Consider the following 1,967-nt stretch of genomic DNA (forward strand, 5'->3'; position numbering starts at 1 on the left):
CCCGTGTGCGGCTTCACGTGGATCCACTGGGTCGCGGCCGGCATCGACGCGTGCTACGCCAAGGGCGGCAGGATCGCCTTCCCCGAGGACGCCTCCAACGCCGGCGCCTTTGGCATGGTGCAGGGCAGGAACTCCTCGGCCAGCAAGCTCGTAAGAAGCTCCGACCCGCTTTTGGCCTGCCGCTACAACGGCCCGCAGCCGCCCGACGCCACGCACGTCTACACGCTGAGGGTCTACGCGCTCGACGTGATGCCGCAGCTCTCCGAGGGCTTCTGGGCAAACGAGCTCGTCCACGTCCTGCGCGACCACACGCTCGACTGGGCCGAGGCCAACCTGCCCGCCCGCTCGTAGCGCCGCCGGCGGCCGCTACCTGGTGTGGCGGCCGCCCCTCTCGCCCCAGCCCTCCGAGCCGGTGCGGTGGTACGGGTCGACGGGCGGCTGGGCGCTGCCCGTGGGCGCGGGTGCGTCCTTTGCAGCTACGACCTGGTCAAACATGCTTGACGTCTGTCCAAAGTCGCTCGGGAGCACCACGGTCGAGGGCCCCTTGGCGGCGTACTGGTTCATCATGTCGATCCACTGCGTGAACTCGAACAGGCGGTTCGCCTCGCCCTCGTTCATCTCGGCACCCTTGATGGTGTCGATGGACTCCTTGATGCCGCGCGCGATGGCGATGCGCTGGTCCGCGATGCCCTTGCCCTCGGCTGCCATGGCCTCGGCCTTCGCCTGCGCCGCGATGACCGTCTTGGCGCGGGCGGCCTCGGCGTCGTTCTTGGCCGACTCCAGGTTGTTCTTGGACGCGATGATGTGGTTCATGGACTCCTGGACCTCGCCCGGCAGCTTGATGCGCGTGATGAGCGTGGTCACGAGCACGTAGCCATAGTCGCGCATCTTGGCCGCGACCACCTCGTCGATCGCGTGCGCGATGGCGTCCTTCTCGCTGAAGACCTCGTCCAGCGTGCGCGCGGGGATCTGCGAGCGCAGCGCGTCCGCCAGGTAGTCCTGCATCTGGCCCACGGGGTCCTGCAGCGTGTAGAAGCTCTTGTAGACGCCGGAGTCCTGGCGCGCGCCCATGTCCGTCGCGTCCACGTGGTACTGGATGGACACGTCGAGCTCGATGGTCACGTTGTCGCTCGTCTTGGCGTCGAACGTCATGTGCTCGTCCTCTGTCATGAGGCTCACGTCGTGCGTCACGTCGATGAACGGCACCTTGACGTGGAAGCCCGGGCCCGCAAAGCCGTGGAAGCGCCCGAGCCGCTCGATGATGGCCACGTGCTGCTGGCGCACAACGTAGCCGGTCGAGAGCACGAGCACGAGGATGACGACGAGAAGGACGATGGTTCCGATCATGGCTTCCTCCTAGGTGGAAGAGTTTGCGGTCCGTGGCGCGGCTGGCCTCACAGGGCGTCGAGCGCGACCTGCCGCATCTCCACGGCACCGTGCCCGTCGTGTGCGAGATAGTTGACGTGCGTGAAGCCGCAGTCGATCGCCGTTGCCACCGCCACGTCGAAGGCGCCGTCGAGGAGCTCCTTCTGGTGCGCGTCCGCGCTGATGAGTATCTCGCCGCCCATGTCGTGCAGCGCGCGCAGCAGCTCGTGGCGCGGGTAGAGCTCCCTCTTGCGGCCGCGGTTCACGGCGCCGCAGTTGACCTCGAAGGGGACGCCCTCCCCCACCAGGTACTCCATCGCCTCGAGCGCGGGGCCCGTGTAGCGGGGGTCCGCCTCGTCCAGGAAGCGGGCGTCGTCGTTGAAGCGCGTCACCAGGTCGAAGTGGCCCACCCACGTGCAGTGCAGGCGGTCGTACACCCTGGCCTCGAGCTCGTAGTACGCGCGGCTGAGCGCATAGTAGTCGCCGCCAAAGTAGGTGTCGCAGAGCTCGCGCACGTTGTCCATGCTGCTGTCCACGGACATGGGCACCGGCGAGTCCACGTCCAGGAAGTGCGTGGAGCCGATCACGTACTCCGCCCCGGG

The 1,967-nt window shown here is 67.6% G+C and carries 3 protein-coding genes; 1 reads left to right on the forward strand and 2 read right to left on the reverse strand.

Annotation, left to right across the window (positions count from 1 at the left end; genetic code table 11):
* A partial coding sequence (locus ACI38Z_RS07715) for a YbhB/YbcL family Raf kinase inhibitor-like protein (RefSeq protein ID WP_439789609.1) occupies positions 1–351 on the forward strand: 351 nt, incomplete at its 5' end.
* A gap of 15 nt (positions 352–366) precedes the next feature.
* Here the strand turns inward: ACI38Z_RS07715 and ACI38Z_RS07720 are convergent.
* The gene (locus tag ACI38Z_RS07720) at positions 367–1,347 is read right to left on the reverse strand and encodes an SPFH domain-containing protein (RefSeq protein ID WP_439789610.1); all 981 of its coding nucleotides are present in this window, start codon (positions 1,345–1,347) and stop codon (positions 367–369) included.
* 47 nt (positions 1,348–1,394) lie between these two features.
* Positions 1,395–1,967, reverse strand: a 573-nt coding sequence (locus ACI38Z_RS07725) for a histidinol-phosphatase (RefSeq protein ID WP_439789611.1), incomplete at its 5' end; no start/stop codon positions are given.

The organism is Parafannyhessea sp. (assembly GCF_051876455.1).
Classification (GTDB): domain Bacteria; phylum Actinomycetota; class Coriobacteriia; order Coriobacteriales; family Atopobiaceae; genus Parafannyhessea.

What these genes read in the sequence shown, in the direction of transcription:
- ACI38Z_RS07720 (WP_439789610.1), bottom strand. Translation starts at nt 1,347, where the DNA reads ATGATCGGAACCATCGTCCTTCTCGTCGTCATCCTCGTGCTCGTGCTC.